Here is a 20,458-nt window from a genome sequence, read left to right as displayed (position 1 = left end):
AATGAACTCCCAACTGCCGCACCACTACCGCGAGATTCTCCTCGGCCTGGGTGAAAACCCCGAGCGCGAGGGCCTGCTCGACACCCCGAAACGCGCAGCCAAGGCCATGCAGTACCTGTGTCACGGCTACCAGCAGTCGCTGGACGAAATCGTCAATGGCGCGCTGTTCGCCTCCGATAACGACGAGATGGTGATCGTCCGCAACATCGAGCTGTATTCGCTGTGCGAGCACCACCTGCTGCCCTTCATCGGCAAGGCCCACGTGGCTTATATCCCCACCGGCAAGGTACTTGGCCTGTCCAAGGTGGCGCGCATCGTCGACATGTACGCGCGGCGCCTGCAGATCCAGGAAAACCTCACCCGGCAGATCGCCGATGCGATCCAGAGCGTCACCCATGCCGCCGGCGTGGCCGTGGTGATCGAGGCCCAGCACATGTGCATGATGATGCGCGGGGTGGAGAAGCAGAATTCGCAGATGTTCACCTCGGTTATGCTGGGCGCCTTCCGCGAGTCGACCAACACTCGCCAGGAATTCCTGCAACTGATCGGACGGAGCAAGTAAATGCCGCGACTGGAACCCGGAATGGCGCGCATCCGCGTCAAGGACCTGCGCCTGCGCACCTTCATCGGTATCAAGGAGGAGGAGATCCTCAACAAGCAGGATGTGCTGATCAACCTGACCATCCTCTACCCCGCCGCCGAGGCGGTGCAGGGCAATGACATCGACCATGCCCTCAACTACCGCACCATCACCAAGGCGGTGATTCGTCACGTCGAGGAAAACCGCTTCGCCCTGCTCGAGCGCCTGACCCAGGAAATCCTCGACCTGGTGATGGCCAGCCCGGCCGTGCGCTACGCCGAGGTAGAAGTCGACAAGCTGCACGCCCTGCGCTTCGCCGAATCGGTGTCGATCACTCTCGCCGGCCACCGCTAGAACAGCCGCTGAAATGCCCGGCGCCGCTCTGGTTCCGGGCGTTGCCGGCACCCGCCAGCCCTTCTATCATTCGCGCCACCGCCGCCGTCCGGAAGCCTCGCCATGACCGAACAACAACGCCTCGAACTGGAAGCCGCCGCTTTCCGTCGCCTGGTCCAGCACCTGCGTTCGCGCCCCGATGCGCAGAACATCGACCTGATGAACCTCGCCGGCTTCTGCCGCAACTGCCTGTCCAAGTGGTACAAGGCCGCCGCCGACGACCTCGAAGTGGACGTCAGCATGGAACAGGCCCGTGAGGAGGTCTACGGCATGCCGTATGCCGACTGGAAAGCCAAATACCAGAAAGAAGCCAGCGCCGAACAACAGGCTGCCTTCGACAAGGGAAAACACTGATGAGCCAGCTACAAGACTTCCGCGCCCGCCTGCACAGCGACAGCTTCCTGTTCGCCGACACCCTGGCCTTCGTCGCCGCGCACTACGACTACCAGCCCAGCGCGTTTCGCAACGGCAACGTGGAAAACGCCAGCGGGCAGAACGAAGGCTCGTGCAAGACCCTCGGCCTGGCCCTGCTCGAAGGCTTCAGCCTGGAAGAAACCCTGCGCGCCTTCGGCGAGCACTACCGCGCCGTGCTGGCCAACCCCGATGGCAATGACCACGGTAATATCCGCGCCCTGCAGGACACCGGCCTGAGCGGTGTGCAGTTCGCGCAACCGTCGCTCGCCCGCAAGGCCTGACCTGCGCAGAAAGTTGCCAATGTCAGCTTTGGCTGACAGACAACGCCTGCAAAGCCTCGTAATCTTCCCCCACCTGAGCGCCGGGATGCCTTCAGGGAAGTCGTTGGCAGGACGCCGACGCGAGGCGCCCGGACCTTGAGCCGTGGAGTGCAAGGATGCAACAGAGCCTGGTCTGGAAACCCTGGGACAATCCGGGTGTTGAACACCTCAACCTGGATATCGACAGCAACGGCGTCAACGCCAGCAGCCACCTGCTGCAGAACATTCGCGGCAACAACATCGCCGCCACCTATACGCTCAACTGCGATGCACGCTGGCGCTTCCGCCGCCTCTGGCTGAAGGTCGACAACCACGGCCCGCGTAGCCTGGAGCTGCGGCGTGACATGCGCGGCCAGTGGTTTCTAAACGGCGTGCTGCGCGATGATCTGCAGCATTGCCAGCAAGTGATGCTTTCCGCCTCGCCCTACACCCACACCCCCGCCCTGCAGCGCTGCGCCCTGGAAGTCGGGCAAAGTGAACAGCTCGCCGTGGCCTACATCGACCTGCTCAGCCTCAAGATCGAAGCCCGCCTGCAGCGTTACCACTGCCTGCAGCAGAACAATGCACAGACCCTGTATCGCTGCGAAGCCGAAGGCCATCCCAGCTGCGAGCTGACCGTGGATCAGTTCAGCCTGTTGCAGAAGGCCAGCGAGCAGTTCGTGCGGGTCAGCCAGCGCCGGCTGCACCTGAACACCTGGGTATGACGCATCGGCCAGACTCGCGACCATAAAAAAGCCCCGCTTGAGCGGGGCTTTTTTTCGGGTATCGATTACTGCCGTGCGTTGATCTGCTGCTGCAGGTTCTGCACCTGCGCCTGCAGGGTGCTGACGTTGCGCGTCATCTGGGCGCGGAAGGCGTCGAACTCGGCGGTATTGGTGCCGCTCTGCGCCGGGCGGTTATCCAGCTCGCTGCGCAGCACCAGCAGGTCCTGCTCAAGGCTCTTGATCGCCTGGCTCTGGTTGCCCTGCTTCTTCAGCGTATCGATGTCGCCGCCGAGCGCCTTGACCTGCTCCTGCAGCTTGCCGACACCGGCCAGGCCGCTCTTCTGCTCGGCGGCCTGCTTGTCGAGCTTGGCCAAGCGGTCGTCGTACTGGCTGGTGGTGCTCTGCTGGCTTTTCAGGTCGCTGGCCAGTTGCTCCAGGCGCTTGCCCTGCCCGCTCTGCTGGCCAGCCACGCTCTGTTGCTGCTTGCTCAGCTCAGCCAGCTTGGTTTCCAGTTGTTTGACCCGCAGTTTGAGCGCTTCGCTGCCGCTGGTGACGTTGGATTCGGTGGCCACCACCTTGCCGGAGATATCCTGGATGCGCCCGTCGGCGACCTCGCTCATCTTGGCGAAGGTTTCCTGGGTCACCACTATCGACGCCTGCATCTGGGCGATCTGCTGGTAGCTCCACCAGCTCAGGCAGCCCAGCGCGATGATCAGCGCACCGATCAGCGCCCACAACGGCCCGGTACCGAAACCACGACGACGCTCCACCTGCGGGTAGCTGCGCGCGCTGCTCTGCGGCGCGTGGGCATGGGCTGGAGCGTGGGCTGGGGCGTGGTGACCGCTCTGGTAGTCGTCGCGATCACGCGGGTCGGTGGTCAGGCTGGGAACGTGATCCAGCTCGTCGTGTGCATCGTTGCGCATGGGTAAACCTTCAGGAGAGGCCGAAGCCGAGTAACAAAACGCCAGTATACCGGTTAGTCCCGGCGCAATCAGTCCCGCGCCAGAGGAGTGCAAGCCGCACCAGCGACGGGCGGCTCGCGCAACATGGACCTGTGAAACACCGCACAGTTCGCCACCTGGGCGGCTGGTACGGCGCTTGCAATGCTGACAGGGCGGTATCGCCGCGGTGAGTCAACAGCACCGCATCGCGCCACGGACACAGGGGAAACGCGTATGGAATTGAACAAAGCCGTTCTGGACTGCATGCAAGCCCTACGTCGCCGCCTGCGCGACGAGCTTTGCGTGGATATCCGCCTGAGCCAGCCGGATGCGGTGGAGGCCATGTTGCTGGCCTGCCTGCGCTCCAGTGACCAGGAAACCCGCAGCCTGGCCATCCGCCTGGCCGAAATGAGCGACTTCCCGACCAGCGCAGTTCCCGCCGCCCATCCGCATCCTGCACGCCAGTACCGCGGCCATGCCCTGCCCGAGGCACAAAGCGCAGCGCCACTGCCAGCCGCAGTCGAGCCTGAGGAACATCGCGGCTCCGTGCGCATGTACCGCGGCCAGCGCATCTACGCCTGACAGCTACAGCACCAGGACTGGACGCAAGCAGCGCAGCCGGTTAAAAGTCAGACAAGAACTCCCAGCGAGAGGAGACCTTGATGACGGCACGCCCAGCTTGGCTGAACCACCTCGAAACAGACCCACCCGCGCTGTTCGCCGCTGCGCTGGCGATTGCCGCCGAGCATGATCCCGACCTGAACAGCGAGCACTGGCTGCGCGAGATCAGCAACCTGCGCCAGCAGGTCGCCGCCGGCCTGCCCAACCTGCCGCCTGGCGAACTGGCCCAGCCGCTGCTGCGGCGCCTCAACGAACTGGATTTTCACGAAGACGACGGCCTGCCCACCCGCCCGCAGGCCGCCTTGCTGCATCGCGTGCTGCAACGCCGGCGCGGTCAGCCGCTGTCGTTGGCGCTGATCGCCCTGGAACTGGCGCGGCAACTGGAGATCCCGCTGCAGGCGGTGAACTTCCCCGGCCATCTGCTGCTGCGCGTACCGGGCGCCGATCACCTGCTCGACCCGTGCAGCGGCCGCCGCCTGTATACCCGTGACTGCCGCGAGCTGCTGGCACGGGTCGGCGGCGTGCACCTCGAACTGAATGCCAGCCACCTGCAGACCGCAGACAGCCATGCCCTGCTGCTGCGCCTGTCGCGCAACCTGTGCAACCTGCATGGCGCCGCCGGCGAGCACCTGGCCGCCCTCAAGGATGCCGAACGAGTGCTGTTCCTGGCCCCGCCGAATGCCGCCGACCACCAGGTACGGGCCATGATCTACCGCGAGCTGGACTGCCCACAGGCCGAGCGCTATGACCTCGAACGCGCCCTGCTGCTCAGCGAGGACCCGCAGGAAAGCCTGCGCCTGAGTCAGCGGCTGCACGAGCTAGCACGCGCGCCGGCCCTGCACTGACGGGGCCGGACAAGGACAATCAGGCCTGCGGCTCAGTGAAGTCCCCGTGCCGCCCCGCTCCCGCGCTGAATCGCTGGGCGCCGGCACGGGTTTCACCACTCTGCACCACCGCCATGCCAGCGCTGAACTCCGCGCGCAAGGCCGCCTCCAGCGGCTGATCCCACTGGCCGTAGACGCTGGCGCGGTCGGTCAGCATGCACAGCTGGGGAAACCCGGCAATTTGCGCCGCCAACTGCTCCGCCGCGGTACGCGCCGTACCGCTGGCCACCACGCGATTGACCAGGCCCATCTGCAACGCCTCGCCCGCTGCGACCGGACGCCCGGTCAGAATCAGATCCAGCGCCCGGCTCTGGCCGATAAGGCGCGGCAAACGCACTGTGCCGCCATCGATAAGCGGCACACCGAAGCGCCGGCAGAACACCCCGAGTACCGCGTCTTCAGCCATCACCCGCAGATCGGCGAGCAAGGCCAGCTCCAGGCCGCCGGCTACCGCATGGCCTTCGATAGCCGCGATCAGCGGCTTGCTCAGCAGCATGCGACTCGGCCCCATTGGCCCGTCACCATCGACTTCCAGGCGATTGGCCCGCTCGGCGCCCTCTGCCACTGCCGCGAGGTCAGCACCGGCGCAAAAGGTTCCGGCGGCGCCTGTCAGCACTGCCACACGGGCGCTTTCATCTGCCTCGAAGGCGCGCAAGGCCGCCGCCAGTGCCTCGGCAGTCGGCCGGTCGACGGCATTGCGCACCTGCGGACGCTCGATGGTCAGGGTGGTGACCGGGCCGTTCTTCTCGACGCTGACGCTCATTGCGTTCTCCTGATGGTTTTCCTCGCAGCATAAAAGCAGAAAGGCCGGCTAAAGAGCCGGCCTTTCTGCGAAACGCGGCTGGATCAGCCGAGCTTCACGTACTTCTGCAGGTTGGAGAGCATCGCGCCCAGCGCCTGGTTGGTGTCAGCCGGGTGGCTGGCGCCCTCGAAGTTGCCGATCTCCTGCCAGCTGGCCGCCACGTCTTCCGGGCTGAAGCCCTGCAGCGGGTTGAAGCCGACGCCGTTGCTGCGTTCCCAGCGCACTTTGCCGACCCAGCCGCCACCGACTTCGAACAGGCCGCCGGTTTCCTTGCACCCTTCGCTGCCGAGGAACACCACCAGCGGGCTGATCAGCTCGGGCTTGAGCTGGTCGAATACCTGCGGCGGAATCAGCCCTTCGGTCATGCGCGTGCCGCCAGTCGGGGCGATGGCGTTGACGAAGATGTTGTTCTTGCGCCCTTCGATGGCCAGGGTGCGGGTCAGGCCGTACAGGCCAAGCTTGGCCATGCCGTAGTTGGACTGGCCGAAGTTGCCGTAGATGCCGGACGTCGACGCAGTGAAGATGACGCGCCCGAAGTTCTGCTCGCGCAGGTGCGGCCAGGCCGCGTGGGTCACCTTGTAGGCGCCTTCGACGTGGACCTTGTAGACCAGGTCCCAGTCAGCGTCTTCCATCTTGGCGAAGCTCTTGTCGCGCAGGATGCCGGCGTTGTTGACCACCACGTCGACGCGGCCGAAGGCATCCAGCGCGTTCTGCACGATCTTGCCGCCGTCGGTCACCGAGTCATGGTTAGCCACGGCGGTGCCACCTGCGGCCTGGATCTCGGCGACGACCTTGTCGGCCGCCGATGAGTTGGCGCCTTCGCCCTGGGTGCTGCCGCCGAGGTCGTTGACCACCACGCGCGCACCGTGTTTGGCGAACAGCAGCGCATGAGCACGACCGAGGCCACCACCGGCACCAGTGACGATTACGACTTTGTCTTCGAAACGAACGGCATCACTCATGAACTTGCTTCCTCGACGGGTGGAAAAGGCCTCGAGTGTCCGGCAATGACTGCCCCACGGCAATCATTTGCGGCACGACTGAATAATGGCCGATAAGGCAGAGGGATGATTGATGCCAGGCAAAATCAGGCAGACTGATCGGCCGAACGAATCAGACTCAAGTGGTTGTACAGATGCAACACATGGGCCTGGGCGTATTCCTCGTGGTTCAGAGCGCCGTAGGCGAAGTGCGGGTGCAGCTCGCCCTGATACCCCGCAAACCGCGCAAAGGCGCCTTGCAGACGGGCCAAGGCAGCCGCCGTGCTGGCCGGCTCCGCCAAGGGCGTGGCGCCAGGAATCGCCTCATGCAGGTTGTGGCGCATGGCCCCGCGCGCGCTGAACACGCTGAAGGCCAGCGGACCGACGCTATGGCGGAACCATGCCGGCTTCAGCTCGGGGTAACCGTCCATCGAGTAGTCGATACTCTGCGCGCAGTGGTTGAACACCTCGGCCGGGGTCCAGCCCTTGAGGCTGACCAGCTCGCGCCCCACCAGGCCACTCAGCACCTGTTCCGCGCCCTGCAGATTCAAGGCGGCGGGCGCCACGCTGGTGGGCAGTGCCCAGAAACCCGCCCCCAACACCACTACACCGCCTACAGCGGCTCCCTTCAGGACAGTACGTCGCTGCATGTTTTGGCCTCCAGACGGTCACGGAACTGCAGATAATGCTCGAGCACCTCTGCGGGTGCCTCGGTCTGCGGATAATGGCCGATCTGCTCCAGCAACACGGTGTCGGCGTTCGCAATCAGCTCGCGGTAGCGCGCCACCATGTGCGCCCCGGAAACCGGATCGAGCGCACCATCGATCACCCGCAGCGGCACTGCCGTTGCCTGCATGGCCGCCACCCAGCGCTCGCGATTGACGCGGCGATCGAGGATGTAGCGGATCAACCGGTGCATCACCGCCGGCCCGTCGTTATGGGCGATCAGGCTCCAGAACGCATCCAGCTCGGCTTCGCTGGCCGGCGTGTGCGGGCCGAATACCTTGTCCAGATTGGCCTTCAGCTTGGCCCGCGAGAACAGCTTGCCGAGCAGCGGCCCCAACGGGCTGAGCAACAGCTTTTGCGTCAGCACCGGGTGATGGGTTTCCGGAAACAGCCCGCCATTGAGGAACACGCAGCTGGCCAGCGGCAGACGCCCATCCTGGTGCCGGGCCAACAGTTCCTGGGCCACGCTGTCGCCGTAGTCGTGCGCCAGCACATGCACCGGCTCGGTAATTCCCAGGTGCGCCAGCAAGACCTGCTGCAGGTCCGCCTGTTCCAGCAGGTCGTAGGTGTGCGGGCGCGGCTTGGCCGAATAGCCGAAGCCGAGCATGTCGCAGGCGATCACCCGGTAGCGCTGGGCCAGCGGTTTCCACAGGTAATGCCAGTCCCAGCTGGCCGTGGGGAAACCGTGGATCAACAGCAACGGCTCGGCATCCGCCGCGCCAGTCACCCAATAACGGATGGCGTGGCCCTTGAAGGTGAAGCCCTGCCCCTGCGCACGCCACTCATCCAGGGCGATGCCTGGCAGCGCCGTCACTCGGCGTAACCCGGCATTTGCTGGTCGAGCTTGCGCAGCAGCGCCGGCCAGGCCAGTTGGCCGCCCATGCCCTGGCTGGTTTTCATCACCCCGGCGACCATTGCGGCGGAGCCGTCGAGAATCTGCTGAGGAATGTGGATCAGCTCGGCACCGCCGCTCTGCGCCATCACCTGCGCCTCGCAGGCACGCTGCAGGGTGAACATCATCAGGAAGGTATCGGCGATGCTGCCACCGGCGGTGAGCAGACCATGGTTGGGCAGGATGAAGAAGTGCTTGTCGCCCAGGTCGGCCTGCAGGCGCACCTTCTCTTCATGGTTGAGCGCCACGCCTTCGTAGTCGTGGTAGGCCAGGCTGGAGAGCACGAACAGCGACTGCTGGGAAATCGGCAGCAGGCCCTGCTTCTGCGCGGACACGGCGATGCCGGCCGGCGTGTGGATGTGCAGCACGCAGGCCGCGTCGTGGCGGACTTCATGCACGGCGCTGTGGATGGTGTAGCCAGCGGGGTTGATGCTGTACGGGCTGTCCATCAGCTTGTTGCCGGCCAGGTCGATCTTCACCAGGCTGGAGGCGGTGATCTCGTGGAACATCAGGCCAAACGGGTTGATCAGGAACTCTTCGGTGCCGGGGATCTTCGCCGAGATGTGGGTGAAGATCAGGTCATCCCAGCCATACAGGGCGATCAACCGGTAGCAGGCCGCCAGGTCGACGCGGGTCTGCCACTCGGCGGCGGACACCTGGCTTTTCAGATCGGGCAGATTGAGCGGAGCGTTCACGGCGGTTACCTCGGCACTTGTTGTTGTGCCGATGAGTCTAGTGGCAAGCCATGCCACCGGTAGTCGCCTTGCAGGCCAGCTTAGTGACCCAGCAGGTCACACCAGCTCGGGATAGTCCGCCGCCAATCGCGGCCATTGGCGTTGCGCCAGTGGATCGTTGGCGAGCAGGCGAAAACCCTCGAACTGGAACTCCGGCGCCACGGTACAGCCAACCAGGGTGAACGCCCCGGTGCTACGCGCCGCCTGCCAAGCCTGGGCCGGCACCACCTGCTGCGGCATCTGCCCATCGGCGACCGGGCCGAGGCGCAGGCTGCACAGGTTGTCGGGGGCTTCGGCGACCAGCAGCTCAAGCGGATCACCTTCGTAGAAGTGCCACAGCTCGTCGGCATCGACCCGATGCCAGCGCCCCACCACCCCAGCCGGCAGGAGGAACAGGATCGAGCTGGAGACCGCGCGGCCATCCGCCTGGCGCTGGGCCGAGGTGAACAGGCGCCGGTAGTAGCCGCCCTCCGGGTGCTCCGCCAGCTGTAGCTCGCGGATCAACTCGGCCGCGCGCGGGTGCATCAGGCGCTCAACGCCTCGGCGAACTCGGCCAGCCACGGCTGGGCGTCGTCTTCCGGGGTGACCGACTCGCTGGCGTCCAGGCGCAGCATCGGCAGCGCTTCACGCATGCCCAGCTCCAGCAGCAACTCGCGCATCTGCTCGCCGCCACCACAGAACACGTCGTAGCTGGAATCGCCCAGGGCGACGACGCCGGCCGGCAAACCGCTCCACGCCGGGAAACGGTCACGCAGGGTGTAATACAGATCCTGCAGGTTGCCCGGCAGCTCACCCATACCGGTGGTCGAGGTCACCACCAGGACCGCCTCGGGAGCAAAGGCCAGAACCTCATCGAGGCTTGCACCAGCTTTGTGCCATGGCTCGAAACCGGCGGATTTGAGCACCTCAACAGCGCGCTGGGCGACTTCCTCGGCGGCTCCATAGACCGAACCGGAGAGAATGGCGACTTTCATGAATGACTCCGCAACAGATTGATAATGTCTCGCATTATGCCGCAAGTGAACGGCCCATCGGGATGCCATAAACTGCAGCGCACATGAACAGGGAACCTGCACGATGATCAATGCCAAGCTCTTGCAACTGGTGGTGGACGCCTCCAACGACGGCATCGTGGTGGCCGAACAGGAAGGCGAAGACAACATCCTGATCTACGCCAACGCCGCCTTCGAGCGCCTGACCGGCTACGTGCGTGACGACATCCTCTACCAGGACTGCCGCTTCCTGCAGGGCGACGACCACAATCAACTGGGCCTGGCAGCCATCCGCGAGGCCATCCGCACGCAGAAGCCGTGTCGGCAGATCATCCGCAACTACCGCAAGGATGGCAGCGCGTTCTGGAACGAGCTGTCGATCACCCCGGTGTTCAACGCCGGCGACCAGCTCACCTACTTCATCGGCATCCAGAAGGACGTCAGTGATGAAGTCGAAGCCAAGCAGCGGGTGCGGGAACTAGAGGCCGAGGTTCGTGGTCTGAAAGCCGAGCTCGCAAGGCTGACGGCCGGCTAGGCCGCCAGGCGTATTTATTGCTTGCTACTTCCTGTTCCCCGCCTCGCAGGAGGCCTGCATGTCCGAGCACAGCACCCTGTCCGGTGAAGAACTGGACTTCATCAGCCACCTCTACGACAACCAGTTGAGCGGCAAAACCCTGCACAGCCCAACTTTCACCGTCGATGGTGGCCCGCTGGCCAACGCCCTGTTCAGCCGCCTCGGCCAGCATGCGCAGCTGAGCCTGGAAGCCCAGCTGGGCAACTACCGCATGGCCTTCCCGCTGCAACTGGTCGAAGACGAGATGCACAACCTGCAACTGGAACTGGGCGCACCGAGCATCTTCGAAGACGGTATCATCCGCCGCCCCTGGCGCCTGAACCTGCCGCAAGCGCTGTACCTGCTCGATGAACATGGCGCGGCCACGTCCTTGCGGGTCAACGAGATTTCTCCCGGCAGCCTGCTACTGAGCCAGGAAGGTGAGGGCGATCTGCCCGAGCAGTTCTGCCTGTGGCTACCGTTGCCCGGGCATGAACCCATGGCGATCAACGGCCTGCGCATCCGCCCTGCAGGCCCGCAACAAGCGGCCTACCGCCTGTTGCTCAACCACCGCGAGCATCGCGAGCGCGTGCGCCAATACATTTTCGAGCAGTACCGCGAGCGCCACCCACAACTACAAGTCGTTGGTTGATTGTCATAGATAACTGCCACCTTTTAGATGAAGGCAGATAGACCTAGCCAATCGTGCTCATGCCTTCATTCAATTTAGCGATTACGGCGCATGCGGTTAGTATGCCCAGCATCAAGTTACCAACCCCCCTAAGGAGTTCACTGATGAACCTCATCAATACCCAAGTTCAGCCTTTCAAAGCCAACGCTTTCCACAACGGCGAATTCATCGAAGTGACCGAGCAGTCCCTGAAGGGCAAGTGGTCGGTGCTGATCTTCATGCCGGCAGCCTTCACCTTCAACTGCCCGACCGAAATCGAAGACGCCGCCAACAACTACGCCGAGTTCCAGAAGGCCGGTACCGAGGTGTACATCGTCACCACCGACACCCACTTCTCGCACAAGGTCTGGCACGAAACTTCGCCTGCCGTTGGCAAGGCTCAGTTCCCGCTGATCGGTGACCCGACTCACCAGCTGACCAACGCTTTCGGCGTGCACATCCCGGAAGAAGGCCTGGCCCTGCGCGGCACCTTCGTGATCAACCCGGAAGGCGTGATCAAGACCGTGGAAATCCACTCCAACGAAATCGCTCGCGACGTCTCCGAGACCCTGCGCAAGCTGAAAGCAGCTCAGTACACCGCCGCTAACCCGGGCCAGGTTTGCCCGGCCAAGTGGAAAGAAGGCGAGAAGACCCTGGCTCCTTCGCTGGACCTCGTAGGCAAGATCTAAGATCTGCCTGGGGCCGCCAAGGCCCCATCCGCCTTGCGCTTTGCCGGCTGAGACCCAGCCGCAAGTGCCCGAACGCCCGGGCGCGATCCGCCCGGGCGTTTGTTTGTCCGCAATTCGTCAAAAAGGAACCCCGTCATGTTGGATGCCACTCTTAAAACCCAGTTGCAGGCCTACCTCGAGAAGGTCACCCAGCCGTTCGAGATCGTCGCCTCCCTCGATGACGGCGAAAAGTCCCAGGAACTGCTCGGACTGCTGCAAGACATCGTCGGCCTGACCGACAAGATCACCCTCAAGACCGACGGCAGCGATGCCCGCCGTCCGTCCTTCGCCCTGGTTCGCCCGGGCGCCGATATCGGCGTTGCCTTCGCCGGTATCCCCATGGGCCACGAGTTCACCTCGCTGGTGCTGGCCCTGCTGCAGGTCGGTGGCCACCCGTCCAAGCTGGACGCTGAGACCATCGCGCAGATCCAGGCCATCGAAGGTACGTTCGAGTTCGAAACCTACTTCTCGCTGTCCTGCCAGAACTGCCCGGACGTGGTCCAGGCGCTGAACCTGATGGCCGTGCTCAACCCCAACATCCGCAACGTCTCCATCGACGGCGCGCTGTTCCAGGAAGAAGTCGAGCGCCGCCAGGTCATGGCTGTGCCGAGCATCTACCTGAACGGCGAAGTGTTCGCCTCGGGCCGCATGGAAGTGAAGGAAATCCTCGCCAAGATCGACACCAAAGCCGGTAGCCGTGACGCCGAGAAGATGAGCGCCAAGCCTGCCTTCGATGTGCTGGTGATCGGTGGCGGCCCGGCCGGCGCCGCGGCGGCCATCTACGCCGCGCGTAAAGGCATCCGTACCGCCATCGCCGCCGAGCGCTTCGGTGGCCAGGTGCTCGACACCATGTCCATCGAGAACTTCATCTCGGTGAAGGAAACCGAAGGCCCGAAACTGGTCCGCGCCCTGGAAGAGCATGTGCGCGAATACGAAGTCGACATCATGAACCTGCAACGCGCCAGCGCCCTGGTTCCGGCCAGCAGTGAAGGCGGCCTGCACGAGGTGAAGTTCGAAAACGGCGCCAGCCTCAAGGCCAAGACCGTGATCCTCTCCACCGGCGCGCGCTGGCGTGAGATGGGCGTACCCGGCGAGCAGGAATACAAGGCCAAGGGCGTGTGCTTCTGCCCACACTGCGACGGCCCGCTGTTCAAGGGCAAGCGCGTGGCGGTGATCGGCGGCGGCAACTCCGGCGTGGAAGCGGCAATCGACCTGGCCGGCCTGGTCGCCCACGTCACCCTGCTGGAATTCGCCGACACCCTGCGTGCCGACGCCGTGCTGCAGAAGAAGCTGTACAGCCTGCCTAACGTCACCGTGATCAAGAGCGCCCAGACCACCGAGGTCAAAGGCGACGGGCAGAAGGTCAATGGCCTGGTCTACAAGGACCGCACCAGCGAAGAACTGCACACGGTCGAACTGGAAGGCATCTTCGTGCAGATCGGCCTGCTGCCCAACAGCGACTGGCTGAAAGGCAGCGTGGAGCTGAGCCGCTTCGGCGAGATCATCGTCGACGCCAAGGGTGCCACCAACATCCCCGGCGTGTTCGCCGCCGGCGACGTGACCACCGTGCCGTACAAGCAGATCGTCATCGCCATGGGCGAAGGCTCGAAGGCCTCGCTGAGCGCCTTCGACCACTTGATCCGCACCAGCTGATCACGGCGCCGTAACGAAAAAGCCGGGCTCGCGAGAGACCCGGCTTTTTTATGCCTGTCCGAAAAAGCGTTTCTTAGAACCAGGCGGGAAATTAAGAGCCACAGCGACACCGGTAGCCCGGACTTCAGTCCGGGCTACCGCGTAGTGTGTAGGGTGGAAAACCGCGAAGCGTTTTCCACCGCCGATTATTCCCGGCCACCTCGCACAGCGTTGTACGTGCGACCGATTGAAGTGGGTAGAGCTATGCCCCCTCTTCCTTGAGCGATGTACCGCCGACCAATCCCGGTGGACAAGCTTCGCGTTGTCCACCCTACGGGGCTGCGACTTAACGCTCAAAGCGCCATCAGCACCTGGTACTCATCCTGCGCCAGCTGATCGGTCAGGCCGCTGACGAAGTCCAGCAGCAGGCGGGTGCGGTGGTAGAACTCCCAGAGTGGCGCATCGCTGCCCTGCTCTTGCGTCAATGCCTCGCGGTAGGCGCTGAGCAGGTGGGTCGGCAGGCGTCGCAGCAGCATGCGCAGGTCGGCGCGACCACGACCCTCGAGCATGGCCTGGAATGCCTCGCCATCTACCGTCAGCAGCGCGCCGTAGGCATCGAGCAAGCCCTGGAGGATGCGCAGCCCCTGCAGTTGCAGGGTGTCCACCTCGCGGTGGCAGAACACATGCTCGGCGCCGACGGTCTTGAAGGTCTGCACCACCGCGCAGGCGGCGCTGTCGTCCTCCAGCAGCGCGCGGTCGAGAGTGCCGGCGAATACCGCGTCGAGCTGTTCGATGAACTGCTCGGCCGCGTGCTGCACCAGCGGGTGGATCAGGTTCACCCGCAGGCGAATGAAGAACTGGCCAACCTTGTCCACCGGCTCGGCCTGGGCGCGCGCCTGGGCATCGCCGAGCAGCTCGTCGAAACTGCGGCCACGACTGTCGATCGGTGTATCCAGCGGTTTGCTGCGCTGGAAGGTCTCGCGCAGCAAGGCGCTGAGCCGCTCCAGGTCGAGGATGCCCTTGACCACTGCATCTTCCAGATCCGCCAGGCAGTAGGAAATATCGTCCGCCGCCTCCATCACATAGACCAGCGGGTAGCGCGTCTGCGGCGCCATGCCCAAGGCCTGCCACAACCCTTCGACAAAATCCTGCTCGCCCAGGTAGAAGCCGGGTTTCTTGCGCAGGTAGGCGCCGTCGCTGCCTTTGGGCGGGCGTGGCTGATGCGCCGCACGCACGTACTTGAGCATGCACGCGGTCTGGCTGTAGGTGAGGTTCATCCGGTGCAAACGATGCACCAGGCGGATGGCCTGGGCATTGCCCTCGAAGGCGCTGAGGTCGACCAGCATGCGCTGGCGCAACTCGGCGTCACTCGGCGTTGGCACCGCAGCGGCGAACAGCCCGTCGAGGTGACGGGCGCACCAGTCGCCAATGGCAAACTCGCCGAAGTGGCCGAACGGTGGATTGCCCACGTCGTGGGTCAGGCAGGCCATTTCCACCAGGGTTTCCAGCGCGCCGTCGAGGCCGTCGAGGCCATGCTCCGCCGCACGCGGGCCGAGCTTGCGGAACAGCGTGCGCACGATATGGCGACCGACCTGTTGCACTTCCAGCGAGTGGGTCAGGCGACTGCGCACGGCGGCGTTGCGCTCCAGCGGGAAGACCTGGGTCTTCTGCTGCAGGCGGCGCACGGCGGCTGAATTGATGATGCGTCCGCGGTCGCTTTCCAGCCGTTCGATCAGTTCGTCCAGCCAGGCCGCGCCGTACCCTTCGGGCAACTCGCCACTGTCACGCGGACGCCGCAGGGAAATCTTCGCCTTGAAATCCACTCACCCACTCCCTTCGCCAATTGTTAGGGCCTGTTAAGGCTTCGGCGCGCACCGCGACGGAGCAAGTTTTTGCGCGGAGCTAGGCGCGAGACGCGAAGTTTGGTCGTCCAAATGAGCCGTCGAGTAACGACGTTCCGCGCAAAAACTGGCCCGTCCCTTCGGGTTACGCGCCAAATCGCGCCATGCGGCGTTGCGGGACTTGGCAAGGGATCACCATTACCTGCGTCCCGCGTCTTGCCTGGCGCGATTTGGCGCAGCAACGCGGTGTGCGCCGAAGCCTTAACAGGCCCTAGAGCCTACAGTGACGGCCTGCCCTTGGCCACGCGGCGCCAGCACCTTATCCTCGCTGCCTATTCCCTTGCGCGACCTGGCCCACCGATGAAACCCGAAGACCTCCTGCTGCTGGTCACCCGCACCATGCCTTTCGGCAAGTACAAAGACCGCCTGATCGCCGACCTGCCCGGCCACTACCTCAACTGGTTCGCCCGTGAAGGTTTCCCCAACGGCGAGATCGGCCGCCTTCTGGCCCTGATGCAGGAGATCGACCACAACGGCCTCAAGCCGCTGCTCGACCCGCTGCGCCAGCGCCCGCCTCGCCAATAGCACGGCATTCCCCGGGACAATAACGCCAGATCGCGCTTCATCCAGATCCTGCGGGCGATTAGGGTTAGGGCCTTCCCAACCTGCCCGAGGACTCTTCCATGCACTCCTATTTCAGCCTGCAAGGCCGCACCGCGCTGGTTACCGGCGGCACCCGTGGCATCGGCCGGATGATCGCCCAGGGCTTCCTCGAAGCTGGCGCGCGGGTGTTCATCTGCGCCCGTGATGGCGCCGCGTGCATCCAGGCTGCCGAAGAACTGTCGGTGTATGGCGAATGCATCGGCCTGGCCGCCGACCTGTCCAGTGAAGAAGGCGCCAAGGCATTGGCCGCCGAACTGGGCGCGCGCCTCGGCCAGCTCGACATCCTGGTCAACAACGCCGGCACCAGCTGGGGCGCACCGCTGGAGAGCTACCCGGTGAAGGGCTGGGAGAAGGTCATGCAACTCAACGTGACCTCGGTGTTCAGCTGCATCCAGCAACTGCTGCCACTGCTGCGCAAGTCCGGCAGCGAGCAGAACCCGGCGCGGATCATCAACATCGGCTCGGTGGCCGGCATCACCTCGTTCGGCGAACAGGCCTATGCCTATGGCCCGAGTAAGGCGGCACTGCACCAGCTGTCGCGCATGCTGGCCCGCGAACTGGTTGGCGAGCACATCAACGTCAACGTCATCGCTCCCGGCCGCTTCCCGAGCAAGATGACCCGCCATATCGCCCAGGACGAAGCCGCCATGGCCGAGGACACGGCGGTGATCCCGATGAAGCGCTGGGGCCGCGAAGAGGAAATGTCCGCCCTGGCCATCAGCCTGGCGAGCACGGCGGGTGCCTACATGACCGGCGCCATTATTCCCATCGACGGTGGTTTCAGCCTGTAAGGAGCGCCTGCTAGTGCAGGCGCAAGGCAAGCCTCAAAGCGCGCCTTCGGAGCCGGTGTAGCTGGCGCCCTGCACCTTGCCTTCAGGGCTGGACAGGCACGACCAGGGGGCATCTGCGCCGGGCACCTCGATGGTGACACCGACGCCGGCCTCGGCAGTCAGCACATCGGTCACCTTCAGTTTGGCCTGTTCGACATTGGTGCTCTTGGCCACTGCGGCCAGGCAGGCTGCCTCAGCCTTGGCCGTCGGCGAGGCAGTGCTTGCCGCGCCAGCCTTGGTCTCGGCGCAAACGCCATTGGCGCCGTGCTTGCCGGTGTAGGACAGCGACGGCGAACCGTCGGGATTGATACTCAGCGAGAGGGTCACACCCTCGCCCTTGGCCTCGAAGTAGTTGTCGTTGAACTTCTTCAGCTGGGTTTCCTTGCCGTTGATATAGATAGGGCCACCCTCATCGGCATGCACCTCCAGGTTGCCCGGGCAGGTGGCGTTGAGTTGCGGGATCCCGGCCTGGGCGGTACCCGCCATGAGCAGCGCGGCGATAGCGGTCAGGGTTCTGTTCATCTGCATTCCCTCGTCAATGAAGTGGTCGCCGCCTGCTGGCTGGACGACAGTTGCATCACTCACCTGGCGCAGCAGCGAAACCACAGCGTGGCCTACACCTCGTTGCCCAGAGCGGCCCATGCAGCTTAGCTGGCACGATCGCCAGCGCTAGGGACTAGCGCCTGCAATCGACCGGCCTTGCTGGGCAGTTGCTTGCGCCACTCGCGCGGGCTGGTGCCATACCAGCGCTGGAACGCCCGCGAAAATGCGCTCTGGTCGCCGTAGCCGAGCAAGTCGGCCAGTTGGGCGATGCTCAGCGCCGAGTCCTGCAGGTAGTGGCATGCCATGCTCTGGCGGGTCATGGACAACAGCTCCTGGAATGACGTGCCTTCGGCGTCCAATCGGCGCTGCAGCTTGCGCGTGCTCAGCATCATGTGGGCGGCGATGTATTCGATGCTGGCACGTCCTTCGGGCATGAAGCTGCGAATCAGTTGCTGGACCAGCGTCGGCAACTCCTCGGCCGTCATGTGCGCCAGGTAATCGAGGTGCTCACGGATCAACCGATGCAGCGCCGGGTCGGCCGACGCCAGCGGTGTATCGAGCAGATCCGCCGCAAACATCCAGCCGTTATAGGGCGTATTGAAGCGCGGGCTCAGATCGACCAGGCGCCGGTACTGCGCCGGCTCGGCAATCTGCGCATGCTGGAACAGCAAGGCCTGGGGGCTCCAGCGGTTGCCAAGAAGCGTGCGCATCAGTTGCATGCCCACGCCAACAGCCAGTTCGGAACCCTGGCGATACCCCGGTACCGTCGTGTCGCTGATGGTGTAGGTGAGAAAGGCATGCTTGCCCTGCTCTTCGAGGCCCACCGTGGCCGCCCCCGAATGGACGCGGTAGTACTGCACCAACTCTGACAGCGCCTCGCGCAAATCCTTGGCGTTGCGCAGCAGATAGAGCAGCGGGCCAAACACATTCACCCCCTGGAACAGGCCGTACTGCAGGGCGAACAGCGGGTTGCCGGTCTCCATTTCGCACAGCACCAGCAGGTCGAGCATCTTGCCGTAGGGGATCAGGCTGTCGGGAAGCTGCTCCAGGTCGACTGGCAAGCCACTCCTGAGGAGCAATTTTGCCGGCTGCAGGCCCTGGCTGGAGGCAAAGGCCGAAAAATCGGCCAATGCCGTGGCGCGGATGAAACCGATCATGGCGACCTCCTGGTTTTATGGGCCGCTTTTGCAGCGCAGCCCGCTCTCGGCTTTTCCGGACGAATTGTCGTGAATTGCAATATCAATGGTTCGAAATGTCAAATATTGAAGCGATGCCTGGCGCAACATGCAGTCAGATCCAACCGTGATCCGACTGACTGCTCGTAACCAGGAGAACAACAAGATGGCCATCCCTGCCCAAGTTCACGACCACAAAGACCTGCTGACCCTCAACACCAACGAGCTGCCGATCTACAAGGACGCCCTGCCTGGCGTACCGGGTATCGACGTGCAGCCGCTGTTCCTCGATCCCAACGTCGGCATCTGGGTGCTGCGGGTGATCTTTCACCCGGGCGTGATGCTGCCCAAGCACTACCACACCGGCCCGGTGCATTTCTTCACCCTGAGCGGCAAGTGGAACTACGTCGAATACCCGGACCAGCCGCAAACCGCTGGCAGCTACCTGTATGAGCCAGGCGGTTCGGTGCACCAGTTCTCCGTGCCGGCGAGCAACACCGAAATGACCGACACCATGATGGTGGTCTACGGCGCCAACGTGAACTTCGACCAGGACGGCAACTACCTCGGCATCATGGATGCCAGCGACATCATGCTGATGTTCGACAACCTGGTGCGCGAGCGCGGCCTGGAGCCTGCCAAGTACATCACCCCGCGTGCGGCGGATTACACCACCCGCGGCTGATGCCTGTGCTTCCCACCCTCGACTGGCAGGGTGGGCACTCCACGCCCACCTGTTCGTCCGCGCCTTGGCCCCCTCATGGTCGAGCCCCGCTGGGCAGGTGAGCCATCGAGGGACATGTCATGACTGCTATCACGATGCCCACCGGCAGCGCCGGTCAAACACCCGAGGTGCCTCGCGCCGTATTCATCACCGGCGCCAGCGGCTTTATCGGCCGCGCCCTGACTGCCCGCTATAAAGCACTGGGGGCCGACGTACGCGGTATGGACCTGTTTGCCGACCCGGCGAACAACGTCGTGGCCGGCAACCTGACCCAGCCACAGGCATGGGCCGAACATGCCAAAGGCTGCGATCTGTTCATCAACACCGCGGCGGTGGTATCTCTGGCCGCCGACTGGAAGCTCTATCGCGACGTATCGGTGCAGGGCGTGCGCAACTGCCTGGACGTCGCCATCGCCGCCGGAGTCAAACGCTTCGTGCAGTTTTCTTCGATTGCGGCCCTGGGCTGGGACTACACCGGCGAAGCCACTGAGCAATCTCCCGTAGTGATCGGTGAACAGTACCGCTATGGCGTTGCCAAGGGCGCCAGCGAGCACCTGGTGCTGGCCGCCCACGCAGCCGGCGAGATCGAGTGCACCATCGTCCGCCCGGGCGATGTGTATGGCCCGGGTTCGCGCGCATGGCTCAGCGAACCCCTGAAAATGGCCAAGGCCGGCGCGTTGATTCTGCCCAATGGCGGCAACGGTATTTTCACCCCGGTGTACATCGACGACCTGCTTGACGGCGTCATGTTGGCCGCGGGCTTGCCTCAGGCCGTTGGCCATATTTTCCAGGTCAGTAGCAGCAGCGCCACCACCTGCAAGACCTTCTTCAGCCACCACTGGCGCTGGGCCGGTCGCAGTGGCGCACCACGCAGCCTGCCGCTGGGCGTGGCCGTGGCAATCACCAACGTGCTGTGGAAAGTCGGGCGTCTGTTCAACAGCACCAGCGAAGCCGCGCCGGACACCATGTACATGTTCGCCCGCCGTGGCGGCATCTCCATCGCCAAGGCCCAACGCCTGCTCGGCTACCAGCCCAAAGTCGACCTTGCCGAGGGCTTGCGCCGCTCCGAAGCCTGGCTGCGCGAGACCGGCCAGATCTAAGCCAGCTCCCAGTAGT

25 protein-coding genes and 1 pseudogene are annotated in these 20,458 nt (G+C 64.2%); 15 read left to right on the top strand and 11 right to left on the bottom strand.

What is annotated here, in order from left to right; all coding sequences use genetic code 11:
- Position 1 precedes the first annotated feature (1 nt).
- The 5 genes from folE (at position 2) to H3H51_RS06885 (ending at position 2,411) form a co-directional block, all read left to right on the top strand.
- Positions 2–562 carry a GTP cyclohydrolase I FolE gene (gene folE / locus H3H51_RS06905; protein ID WP_183088315.1) on the top strand — a complete coding sequence of 187 codons (561 nt, stop codon included), beginning with the start codon at positions 2–4 and terminating at the stop codon, positions 560–562.
- Positions 563–934: a dihydroneopterin triphosphate 2'-epimerase gene (gene folX, locus H3H51_RS06900; RefSeq protein ID WP_183088314.1), complete on the top strand. Its 372-nt coding sequence runs from the start codon at positions 563–565 to the stop codon at positions 932–934. It abuts the gene before it with no gap.
- A 102-nt stretch (positions 935–1,036) separates the two neighbouring features.
- The gene (locus tag H3H51_RS06895) at positions 1,037–1,327 is read left to right on the top strand and encodes a DUF1244 domain-containing protein (RefSeq protein WP_183088313.1); all 291 of its coding nucleotides are present in this window, start codon (positions 1,037–1,039) and stop codon (positions 1,325–1,327) included.
- Positions 1,327–1,668, top strand: a complete 342-nt coding sequence (locus tag H3H51_RS06890) for a HopJ type III effector protein (protein ID WP_183088312.1) — start codon at positions 1,327–1,329, stop codon at positions 1,666–1,668. The genes H3H51_RS06895 and H3H51_RS06890 overlap by 1 nt, the downstream gene beginning before the upstream one ends.
- A 155-nt stretch (positions 1,669–1,823) precedes the next feature.
- Complete coding sequence (locus H3H51_RS06885) at positions 1,824–2,411, top strand: putative glycolipid-binding domain-containing protein (protein ID WP_183088311.1); 588 nt, start codon at positions 1,824–1,826, stop codon at positions 2,409–2,411.
- A 65-nt stretch (positions 2,412–2,476) separates the two neighbouring features.
- On the opposite strand, the gene H3H51_RS06880 is transcribed toward H3H51_RS06885, so the two are convergent.
- Complete coding sequence (locus tag H3H51_RS06880) at positions 2,477–3,334, bottom strand: ATPase (protein ID WP_183088310.1); 858 nt, start codon at positions 3,332–3,334, stop codon at positions 2,477–2,479.
- A gap of 252 nt (positions 3,335–3,586) precedes the next feature.
- On the opposite strand from H3H51_RS06880, the gene H3H51_RS21355 reads away from it, so the two are divergent.
- Both H3H51_RS21355 and H3H51_RS06870 read left to right on the top strand, forming a co-directional pair.
- Positions 3,587–3,934, top strand: coding sequence for a hypothetical protein (locus H3H51_RS21355; protein ID WP_183088309.1), 348 nt, complete (start codon positions 3,587–3,589; stop codon positions 3,932–3,934).
- Positions 3,935–4,014: 80 nt separating this feature from the next.
- Entirely contained in the window at positions 4,015–4,818 is an 804-nt protein-coding gene (locus tag H3H51_RS06870) for a SirB1 family protein (RefSeq protein ID WP_183088308.1), read from the top strand.
- A gap of 19 nt (positions 4,819–4,837) precedes the next feature.
- Here the strand turns inward: H3H51_RS06870 and H3H51_RS06865 are convergent, their stop codons facing one another.
- The 7 genes from H3H51_RS06865 to H3H51_RS06835 form a co-directional block, all read right to left on the bottom strand.
- Positions 4,838–5,620, bottom strand: coding sequence for a crotonase/enoyl-CoA hydratase family protein (locus H3H51_RS06865; protein WP_183088307.1), 783 nt, complete (start codon positions 5,618–5,620; stop codon positions 4,838–4,840).
- A gap of 83 nt (positions 5,621–5,703) precedes the next feature.
- The gene (locus H3H51_RS06860) at positions 5,704–6,621 is read right to left on the bottom strand and encodes an SDR family oxidoreductase (protein WP_183088306.1); all 918 of its coding nucleotides are present in this window, start codon (positions 6,619–6,621) and stop codon (positions 5,704–5,706) included.
- Positions 6,622–6,746: 125 nt separating this feature from the next.
- On the bottom strand, positions 6,747–7,289 hold the full coding sequence (locus H3H51_RS06855) for a DUF1569 domain-containing protein (RefSeq protein WP_183088305.1): 543 nt from the start codon (positions 7,287–7,289) through the stop codon (positions 6,747–6,749).
- A complete protein-coding gene (locus tag H3H51_RS06850) occupies positions 7,268–8,179 on the bottom strand; it encodes an alpha/beta fold hydrolase (protein ID WP_183088304.1) in 912 nt (303 codons plus the stop codon). Before H3H51_RS06850 ends, H3H51_RS06855 begins: the two co-directional genes overlap by 22 nt.
- Complete coding sequence (locus H3H51_RS06845) at positions 8,176–8,952, bottom strand: class II aldolase/adducin family protein (RefSeq protein WP_407926466.1); 777 nt, start codon at positions 8,950–8,952, stop codon at positions 8,176–8,178. The genes H3H51_RS06850 and H3H51_RS06845 overlap by 4 nt, the downstream gene beginning before the upstream one ends.
- Positions 8,953–9,048: 96 nt before the next feature.
- Complete coding sequence (locus H3H51_RS06840; protein ID WP_183088303.1) at positions 9,049–9,516, bottom strand: cupin domain-containing protein; 468 nt, start codon at positions 9,514–9,516, stop codon at positions 9,049–9,051.
- Complete coding sequence (locus tag H3H51_RS06835; protein WP_183088302.1) at positions 9,516–9,965, bottom strand: flavodoxin; 450 nt, start codon at positions 9,963–9,965, stop codon at positions 9,516–9,518. Before H3H51_RS06835 ends, H3H51_RS06840 begins: the two co-directional genes overlap by 1 nt.
- A 103-nt stretch (positions 9,966–10,068) precedes the next feature.
- On the opposite strand from H3H51_RS06835, the gene H3H51_RS06830 reads away from it, so the two are divergent.
- The 4 genes from H3H51_RS06830 to ahpF all read left to right on the top strand — a co-directional run bounded on the left by H3H51_RS06830 (position 10,069) and on the right by ahpF (position 13,587).
- A complete protein-coding gene (locus tag H3H51_RS06830; RefSeq protein ID WP_183088301.1) occupies positions 10,069–10,518 on the top strand; it encodes a PAS domain-containing protein in 450 nt (149 codons plus the stop codon).
- A gap of 58 nt (positions 10,519–10,576) precedes the next feature.
- The gene (locus tag H3H51_RS06825) at positions 10,577–11,188 is read left to right on the top strand and encodes a PilZ domain-containing protein (RefSeq protein ID WP_183088300.1); all 612 of its coding nucleotides are present in this window, start codon (positions 10,577–10,579) and stop codon (positions 11,186–11,188) included.
- A gap of 143 nt (positions 11,189–11,331) precedes the next feature.
- Positions 11,332–11,895, top strand: a complete 564-nt coding sequence (gene ahpC / locus H3H51_RS06820; RefSeq protein WP_183088299.1) for an alkyl hydroperoxide reductase subunit C — start codon at positions 11,332–11,334, stop codon at positions 11,893–11,895.
- A 135-nt stretch (positions 11,896–12,030) separates the two neighbouring features.
- Positions 12,031–13,587: an alkyl hydroperoxide reductase subunit F gene (gene ahpF / locus H3H51_RS06815; protein WP_183088298.1), complete on the top strand. Its 1,557-nt coding sequence runs from the start codon at positions 12,031–12,033 to the stop codon at positions 13,585–13,587.
- 332 nt (positions 13,588–13,919) lie between these two features.
- On the opposite strand, the gene dgt is transcribed toward ahpF, so the two are convergent.
- On the bottom strand, positions 13,920–15,389 hold the full coding sequence (gene dgt, locus H3H51_RS06810) for a dGTPase (RefSeq protein ID WP_183088297.1): 1,470 nt from the start codon (positions 15,387–15,389) through the stop codon (positions 13,920–13,922).
- A 378-nt stretch (positions 15,390–15,767) separates the two neighbouring features.
- Between dgt and H3H51_RS06805 the strand changes: the two genes are divergently transcribed.
- Both H3H51_RS06805 and H3H51_RS06800 read left to right on the top strand, forming a co-directional pair.
- Entirely contained in the window at positions 15,768–15,992 is a 225-nt protein-coding gene (locus H3H51_RS06805) for a DUF3820 family protein (protein WP_183088296.1), read from the top strand.
- Between the two features lie 98 nt (positions 15,993–16,090).
- Complete coding sequence (locus tag H3H51_RS06800) at positions 16,091–16,861, top strand: SDR family oxidoreductase (protein ID WP_183088295.1); 771 nt, start codon at positions 16,091–16,093, stop codon at positions 16,859–16,861.
- 285 nt (positions 16,862–17,146) lie between these two features.
- On the opposite strand, the pseudogene H3H51_RS21110 reads toward H3H51_RS06800, so the two are convergent.
- Positions 17,147–17,422: pseudogene (locus tag H3H51_RS21110) on the bottom strand (hypothetical protein); the annotation flags it as partial.
- A 125-nt stretch (positions 17,423–17,547) separates the two neighbouring features.
- Positions 17,548–18,600, bottom strand: a complete 1,053-nt coding sequence (locus H3H51_RS06790; protein ID WP_183088293.1) for an AraC family transcriptional regulator — start codon at positions 18,598–18,600, stop codon at positions 17,548–17,550.
- A 184-nt stretch (positions 18,601–18,784) separates the two neighbouring features.
- Here H3H51_RS06790 and H3H51_RS06785 point away from each other — a divergent pair, with 184 nt between their 5' ends.
- On the top strand, positions 18,785–19,303 hold the full coding sequence (locus H3H51_RS06785; protein WP_183088292.1) for a 2,4'-dihydroxyacetophenone dioxygenase family protein: 519 nt from the start codon (positions 18,785–18,787) through the stop codon (positions 19,301–19,303).
- 119 nt (positions 19,304–19,422) lie between these two features.
- Entirely contained in the window at positions 19,423–20,442 is a 1,020-nt protein-coding gene (locus H3H51_RS06780) for an NAD-dependent epimerase/dehydratase family protein (RefSeq protein ID WP_183088291.1), read from the top strand.
- The last annotated feature ends 16 nt before the right edge of the window (positions 20,443–20,458 follow it).

The sequence above is a fragment of the Aquipseudomonas ullengensis genome, assembly GCF_014174475.1.
GTDB classification, from domain to species: domain Bacteria; phylum Pseudomonadota; class Gammaproteobacteria; order Pseudomonadales; family Pseudomonadaceae; genus Aquipseudomonas; species Aquipseudomonas ullengensis.
Note: the sequence above shows the minus strand (reverse complement) of the source record. Positions and strands in the feature narration are given on the sequence as shown.

Bases quoted from the DNA above. Each gene is read 5' to 3' on its own strand.
- folE (WP_183088315.1), top strand. From the start codon at position 2: ATGAACTCCCAACTGCCGCACCACTACCGCGAGATTCTCCTCGGCCTG.
- folX (WP_183088314.1), top strand. From the start codon at position 563: ATGCCGCGACTGGAACCCGGAATGGCGCGCATCCGCGTCAAGGACCTG.
- H3H51_RS06895 (WP_183088313.1), top strand. From the start codon at position 1,037: ATGACCGAACAACAACGCCTCGAACTGGAAGCCGCCGCTTTCCGTCGC.
- H3H51_RS06890 (WP_183088312.1), top strand. From the start codon at position 1,327: ATGAGCCAGCTACAAGACTTCCGCGCCCGCCTGCACAGCGACAGCTTC.
- H3H51_RS06885 (WP_183088311.1), top strand. From the start codon at position 1,824: ATGCAACAGAGCCTGGTCTGGAAACCCTGGGACAATCCGGGTGTTGAA.
- H3H51_RS06880 (WP_183088310.1), bottom strand. From the start codon at position 3,334: ATGCGCAACGATGCACACGACGAGCTGGATCACGTTCCCAGCCTGACC.
- H3H51_RS21355 (WP_183088309.1), top strand. From the start codon at position 3,587: ATGGAATTGAACAAAGCCGTTCTGGACTGCATGCAAGCCCTACGTCGC.
- H3H51_RS06870 (WP_183088308.1), top strand. From the start codon at position 4,015: ATGACGGCACGCCCAGCTTGGCTGAACCACCTCGAAACAGACCCACCC.
- H3H51_RS06865 (WP_183088307.1), bottom strand. From the start codon at position 5,620: ATGAGCGTCAGCGTCGAGAAGAACGGCCCGGTCACCACCCTGACCATC.
- H3H51_RS06860 (WP_183088306.1), bottom strand. From the start codon at position 6,621: ATGAGTGATGCCGTTCGTTTCGAAGACAAAGTCGTAATCGTCACTGGT.
- H3H51_RS06855 (WP_183088305.1), bottom strand. From the start codon at position 7,289: ATGCAGCGACGTACTGTCCTGAAGGGAGCCGCTGTAGGCGGTGTAGTG.
- H3H51_RS06840 (WP_183088303.1), bottom strand. From the start codon at position 9,516: ATGCACCCGCGCGCGGCCGAGTTGATCCGCGAGCTACAGCTGGCGGAG.
- H3H51_RS06835 (WP_183088302.1), bottom strand. From the start codon at position 9,965: ATGAAAGTCGCCATTCTCTCCGGTTCGGTCTATGGAGCCGCCGAGGAA.
- H3H51_RS06830 (WP_183088301.1), top strand. From the start codon at position 10,069: ATGATCAATGCCAAGCTCTTGCAACTGGTGGTGGACGCCTCCAACGAC.
- H3H51_RS06825 (WP_183088300.1), top strand. From the start codon at position 10,577: ATGTCCGAGCACAGCACCCTGTCCGGTGAAGAACTGGACTTCATCAGC.
- ahpC (WP_183088299.1), top strand. From the start codon at position 11,332: ATGAACCTCATCAATACCCAAGTTCAGCCTTTCAAAGCCAACGCTTTC.
- ahpF (WP_183088298.1), top strand. From the start codon at position 12,031: ATGTTGGATGCCACTCTTAAAACCCAGTTGCAGGCCTACCTCGAGAAG.
- H3H51_RS06805 (WP_183088296.1), top strand. From the start codon at position 15,768: ATGAAACCCGAAGACCTCCTGCTGCTGGTCACCCGCACCATGCCTTTC.
- H3H51_RS06800 (WP_183088295.1), top strand. From the start codon at position 16,091: ATGCACTCCTATTTCAGCCTGCAAGGCCGCACCGCGCTGGTTACCGGC.
- H3H51_RS06790 (WP_183088293.1), bottom strand. From the start codon at position 18,600: ATGATCGGTTTCATCCGCGCCACGGCATTGGCCGATTTTTCGGCCTTT.
- H3H51_RS06785 (WP_183088292.1), top strand. From the start codon at position 18,785: ATGGCCATCCCTGCCCAAGTTCACGACCACAAAGACCTGCTGACCCTC.
- H3H51_RS06780 (WP_183088291.1), top strand. From the start codon at position 19,423: ATGACTGCTATCACGATGCCCACCGGCAGCGCCGGTCAAACACCCGAG.